The 5,528-nt window shown below is 74.2% G+C and carries 6 protein-coding genes; 2 read left to right on the top strand and 4 right to left on the bottom strand.

Annotated features, from left to right (window positions below; genetic code table 11):
- Together ACTUAL_RS22655 and ACTUAL_RS22650 are read right to left on the bottom strand one after the other, a co-directional pair.
- On the bottom strand, nt 1-512 hold a 512-nt coding region (locus tag ACTUAL_RS22655; protein ID WP_440901654.1), incomplete at its 3' end, for an FAD-dependent oxidoreductase.
- Nucleotide 513: 1 nt separating this feature from the next.
- Entirely contained in the window at nt 514-1,584 is a 1,071-nt protein-coding gene (locus ACTUAL_RS22650) for a polyprenyl synthetase family protein (protein WP_440901653.1), read from the bottom strand.
- A 105-nt stretch (nt 1,585-1,689) separates the two neighbouring features.
- On the opposite strand from ACTUAL_RS22650, the gene ACTUAL_RS22645 reads away from it, so the two are divergent.
- Complete coding sequence (locus ACTUAL_RS22645) at nt 1,690-2,580, top strand: methylenetetrahydrofolate reductase (RefSeq protein ID WP_096492023.1); 891 nt, start codon at nt 1,690-1,692, stop codon at nt 2,578-2,580.
- A gap of 43 nt (nt 2,581-2,623) precedes the next feature.
- Here the strand turns inward: ACTUAL_RS22645 and ACTUAL_RS22640 are convergent, their stop codons facing one another.
- Both ACTUAL_RS22640 and ACTUAL_RS22635 read right to left on the bottom strand, forming a co-directional pair.
- On the bottom strand, nt 2,624-3,058 hold the full coding sequence (locus ACTUAL_RS22640) for a carboxymuconolactone decarboxylase family protein (protein WP_232519727.1): 435 nt from the start codon (nt 3,056-3,058) through the stop codon (nt 2,624-2,626).
- A 71-nt stretch (nt 3,059-3,129) separates the two neighbouring features.
- Nucleotides 3,130-3,783 carry a DUF3153 domain-containing protein gene (locus ACTUAL_RS22635; protein ID WP_096492025.1) on the bottom strand — a complete coding sequence of 218 codons (654 nt, stop codon included), beginning with the start codon at nt 3,781-3,783 and terminating at the stop codon, nt 3,130-3,132.
- A 188-nt stretch (nt 3,784-3,971) separates the two neighbouring features.
- Here ACTUAL_RS22635 and ACTUAL_RS22630 point away from each other — a divergent pair.
- Nucleotides 3,972-5,528: DUF885 domain-containing protein (locus ACTUAL_RS22630; protein ID WP_440901652.1), on the top strand; the 1,557-nt coding region annotated here is incomplete at its 3' end.

Here is a 5,528-nt window from a genome sequence, read left to right as displayed (position 1 = left end):
CCGCGCAGCGACGCCAGCCGGGCCAGCTGCGGGGTGAGCAGGTCCAGCGGCGAGTCGAAGTTCGCGCCGATGAACGCGTCCCGCTCGACCCGGTGCAGCTCGGTCAGCCACGCCCGCAGCCGCAGGTACCCGCGCGCCTGCTCGGGTCCGGCGAACCGGCGCACCTCGGCGGCCATGGCCTCGGCGTCGGGGTGCACGTCCAGCACCGAGCCGTCGGCGAAGCGCGCCCGGTAGGCCGGGGTGACCGGCCGCAGGTCCAGGCGGTCGGCCATGCTCCCGCCGACCGCGTTGAACGCCTCCTCGACCAGCTCCGGCATGGTCAGCACGCTCGGGCCGGTGTCGGCGGTGAAGCCGCCCAGCGCGCGCCGCCCGGCGCGACCGCCGGGGGTGGCGTCGCGCTCGACGACCGTGACGCGGCGACCCGCGCCCAGCAGGTGCAGGGCGGCCGAGAGCCCGGCCAGCCCCGCCCCGACCACCACGACGTGGTCGGTCCGCCCGGTGACCAGCCGCACCTCAGCTGGTCCGCTTCGTCGCGCTCACGGCCAGCCCCGCCAGCCGCTCGGTCACCGCCGGGTCCGCCACCGGGGCCGCCTCCAGCGCGCGCAGCGCCGACTCGGTCAGCTCGGTGATGCGCCGCTCGCAGGCGTCCACGGCGCCGACCGCCACCAGCTGCTCGCGCACCGCGTCCACCTCCGCGTCGCCCAGGTCGGGGCGGCCCAGCGCGCCCTCCAGCGAGTCCGCGCCGTACTCGACGCCCAGCGCCACGAGCAGGGTGCGCTTGCCCTCGCGCAGGTCGTCGCCCGCGGGCTTGCCGGTGACCGCCGGGTCGCCGAACACGCCGAGCAGGTCGTCGCGCAGCTGGAACGCCACGCCGATGTCCCGGCCGAACGCGCGCAGGCCCTCGACCAGCTCGGCCGAGCCGCCGCCGATCGCCGCGCCCATGTGCAGCGGGCGCTCCACGGTGTAGGCGGCCGTCTTGAGCCGGTCGATGCGCAGCGCGGCGTCGGCCGAGGCGTCGCCGCGCGCCTGGGTCAGCACGTCCAGGTACGGGCCCGCGAGCATCTCGGTGCGCATGTCGCGCCACGGCAGGCTGAGCCGCTGCAGCGCGTCGGTGGGCAGGCCGGCGGCGAACAGCATGTCGTCGGCCCAGGCGAGCGCGACGTCGCCGATCAGCACGGCGGCGGCCAGCCCGAACTGCTCGGGCGAGCTCAGCCAGGAGTTCTCCCGGTGCCGCCTGGCGAACTGGACGTGGATGGTCGGCCTGCCCCTGCGGGTCTCCGAGGCGTCCATGAGGTCGTCGTGGATCAGCGCGCAGGCCTGGATCAGCTCCAGCGAGCTGACGGCGGTGAGCACGCGGCCCGCCGACTCGTGCTCCGGGTCGCCGCCCGCGGCGCGCCAGCCCCACCACGCGAAGGTGGGGCGCACGCGCTTGCCGCCGCTGAGCACGAAGTCCGTGAGCCCGTCCACCGCCTCGGTGAAGCTGCGCTCCATGCGCTCGCCGAGCGCCCGGCGATCGGCGAGGTAGGCGGCCAGGGCCGAGTCAACGTGCTTGGCCAGGTCGAGGTCGAACGGGTGGAGCGCCACGCGTCTATCGTCACCTCTCGCCGCGCGCGCGTGCCAACCGGGGTTCACCTCCCAGCAGGTGAGCAGGGGGGTCCAGGGGGTGGACGTGCCTCTACCCTTGGCGGCATGACGTCGGTGCTCGAACGCCTCGCGGGGAAGACCCCCGCCTTCTCCGTCGAGTTCTTCCCCCCGCGCGACGCGGCGGACGAGCAGGTGCTGTGGCGCGCCATCCGCGAGCTGGAGGCGCTCGACCCGGCCTTCGTGTCCATCACCTACGGCGCGGGCGGCTCCGGCCGCGACCGCACCATCCGGGCCACCGGCCGCGTCGCGCAGGAGACCACCCTGGTGCCCATGGCGCACCTGACCGCCGTCGACCACTCGGTGGCCGAGCTGCGCAACGTCATCGGCTGGTACGCGGCGGTCGGGGTGCGCAACATCCTGGCGCTGCGCGGCGACCCGCCCGGCGACCCGAACGGCGAGTGGACCGCGCACCCGCAGGGGCTCAACTACGCGGAGGAGCTGGTCCGGCTGTGCCGGGAGCTGGGCGACTTCTGCGTGGGCGTCGCGGCGTTCCCGTACGGGCACCCGCGCTCGGCCGACCTGGACACCGACACCGAGCACCTGGTGCGCAAGCTGCGGGCGGGCGCGGACTTCGCCATCGCCCAGCTGTTCTTCGAGGCGGACGACTTCCTGCGGCTGCGCGACCGGGTCGTGGCGCGCGGCTGCGACGCGGCGCTGCTGCCCGGCCTGATGCCGCTGACTACACCCAGGACGCTGGCCAAGACCGTGGAGCTGTCCGGCGCGCCGGTGCCGGACTCGGTGGCGCGCGCGCTGGACCCGTTCACCGGCGACCCGGCCGGGTTCCGCAGGGCGGGCGTCGAGCTGGTCACCAGGATGGGGGAGCGGCTGCTGGCGGAGGGCGTGCCGGGGCTGCACTTCTACACGCTCAACCGGTCCAAGGCGACCCGCGAGGTCGTGGCGAACCTGGGCCTCGCGCCCGCCCGCGCCACGGCGTGACACCGGGCGTTCCGGGGCGGTGGTCCGCCCCGGAACGCGGTGGTCAGACCAGCACGCGGTCCTTGCCCGTGTCCAGCGCGACGCCGAGGCGGTTGAGCGAGTTGATGCTGACGATCAGCACCAGCAGGTCGGCCAGCTCCCTCTCGGACCACTGCGCGGCGGCCCGGTCCCACAGCTCCTGCGGCACCCCGTGCTCGCCGAGCCGGGTCACCGCGTCGGTCAGCTCCAGCGCCAGCCGCTCGGCCGGGCTGAAGAACCCGGACTCGCGCCACGCCGAGACCGCGAACAGCCGCTGGGTGCTCTCACCGGCGGCGATCGCGTCGCTGGAGTGCATGTCCACGCAGAACGAGCAGCCGTTGAGCATCGAGGCGCGCAGCTTGACCAGCTCCATGAGCACGTGGTCGACGTTCCTGCGCGCGTAACCGTCGAGCTGGATCAGGAGCTTGTAGGCGTCGGGGGCGATCTCGCCGAAGTTCATCCTCATACCGGGTGGACGAGGAGGTCCCCTGGTGTGTGACAGAGGCGCCCGTCACAGCGGGCGGGCCGGGGTCAGGCGACCAGGCTGCGGCGGTGCGAGACGACCGCCATGACCACCACGACGAGCGCCGCCCCGCCGGTCAGGCCCGCCACGAGCATCACCCACGGGAACCACGACTGCGAGTCCGGGCCGGGGTAGCGGACCGTCGCCGTCAGCATCGAGGCCTGGCCGGGCTTCGGGTGCCACGACAGCACCGCGTCCTCCTCCTCGCGGCCGTTGGTGTCCACCACCTCGCCGGGGAAGCTGATCTTGACCTGGATGTCCGCGCGCTCGGCGGGCACCGAGGTCAGGTCCACCGAGCCGGACAGCGTCACCAGCTCGCCGGAGCGGCGGAAGTTCAGCTGGTAGCGGCTGCTCGACGCGCTCGTGGCGGTCGCCAGCGCCTTGACCTCGTCGAAGGTCAGCCTGCTGAACGACAGCTGCGTGCCCGCGTAGCCGTCCGCCTGGTAGGCCTTGGTGGTCACCCGGTCGGCCAGCCCGTCCGGCACCTTCAGCTGCGGGCCCGCGTCGGCGTCGCCGGTCGGCGGGGTCGCGGCGACGATCTCCCCGGCCACCAGGTCGTCCTGGGACAGGGCCATCGCGGCGTGCAACCGCACGCAACCCGACAGCGAGAACGCCGCGAGCAGCAGGATCACGGGCAGGAGCAGCGCGGAGGCCCTGGGCACGGGGGCAATCCTGCCGGCAGCCGCGAGCGCGAGCCCGTGCGCACCACCGGTCGGGCGGTCGCAAGTTCGGCATCCCGGTCACGCAAGGCCACCACTGCCGCCGCTGCGCCCCGGTTCCGTTCACCCGTCCACCCCAATCCGGTCACGCAGTGCGATAACCCGGTGGTGGTTCCGGGTAGGTTCGACGCATGTCATCGACCTCCGCAGGTGTGCACGCGGTCAGCAACCGCTACGTCGCCGACTACGCAGCCGCCGACCCGCTCATGGCCACCCAGAGCGGCATCACCGGTCACGACGACCGGCTGACCGACTACTCCCCGCAGGGCCACGCCGCCCGCGAGGAGCTGACCCGCCGCGCCGCGCGCGAGATCGAGGCCGCCGAGCCCGCCGACGCCTCCGAGGCCGTCGCGAAGGCGGTCTTCCTGGAGCGCACCGCCGTCGACCTGGACCTCTACGACGCGGGCGCCCACCAGTCCGACTTGAACGTCATCGCCAGCCCCGTGCAGGGCCTGCGCGAGACCTTCGACCTGATGCCCACCGCCACCACCGAGGACTGGGCGGTCATCGCCAAGCGCCTCGCCGCCCTGCCCGAGGCCGTCGCGAACCTGCGCGCGGGCCTGGGCCGCTCCGCCGACGCGGGCCGGGTCGCCGCGCTGCGCCAGGTCACCAAGGTCGCCGAGCAGTGCGACACCTGGTCGGGTCGCACCACCGGCCGCTCGTTCTTCGCCGACCTGATCGCGCCCGCCCCCGACGACCGGGCGCTGCGCACCGAGCTGGAGGCCGGGGCGCGCGCGGCGGGCGAGGCGTACGCCGACCTCGCCCAGTTCCTGCGCGCCGAGCTCGCCCCCCAGGCCCCGGCCAAGGACGCGGTCGGCGAGGAGGCGTACCGGCTCAAGTCCCGCTTCTTCACCGGCGCGAAGCTCGACCTGGCCGAGGCGTACGCCTGGGGCTGGGAGGAGTTCTCCGGCATCGAGGCCGAGATGCGCGAGGTCGCGGGCCGCATCAAGCCCGGCGCGACGATCGCCGAGGCCCCCGCCGTGCTCGACGCCGACCCGCGCTACCGGGTGACCGGCCAGGACGGGCTGCGGGAGTGGATGCAGGGGCTGTCCGACGCGGCGCTCGCCGACGTGCGCGGCAAGCACTTCGACCTGCCCGACGAGCTGATGGACCTGGAGTGCCGGATCGCCCCGCCCGGCGGCGGCGTCGGCGCGTACTACACCAGCCCCACCCCGGACTTCTCCCGCCCCGGCCGCATGTGGTGGTCCGTGCCCGCCGACCGGCAGGAGTTCTCCACCTGGCGCGAGGTCAGCACCGTCTACCACGAGGGCGTCCCCGGCCACCACCTGCAGATCGCCACGGCGGTCCACCAGGCCGAGAAGCTCAACGACTTCCAGCGCCTGATGTGCTGGATCTCCGGCCACGGCGAGGGCTGGGCGCTGTACGCCGAGCGGCTCATGCGCGAGCTGGGCTACCTCGGCGACCCCGGCGACCTGCTCGGGATGCTGGACTCGCACCTGTTCCGCGCCGCCCGCGTGATCGTCGACATCGGGATGCACCTGGAGCTGGAGATCCCGAAGGGCACCGGCTTCCACGAGGGCGAGCGGTGGACGCCGGAGCTGGGCCTGGAGTTCATGCTCACCCGCACCATCACCGACCCCGCGCACGTGCACGACGAGATCGACCGCTACCTCGGCTGGCCCGGCCAGGCCCCCGCGTACAAGCTCGGCGAGCGGCTGTGGCTGGCC

Source organism: Actinosynnema sp., assembly GCF_052038725.1.
This window is presented reverse-complemented; position numbering and strand designations above follow the sequence as displayed.

What these genes read in the sequence shown, in the direction of transcription:
- ACTUAL_RS22645 (WP_096492023.1), top strand. Translation starts at nt 1,690, where the DNA reads ATGACGTCGGTGCTCGAACGCCTCGCGGGGAAGACCCCCGCCTTCTCC.
- ACTUAL_RS22640 (WP_232519727.1), bottom strand. Translation starts at nt 3,058, where the DNA reads ATGAACTTCGGCGAGATCGCCCCCGACGCCTACAAGCTCCTGATCCAG.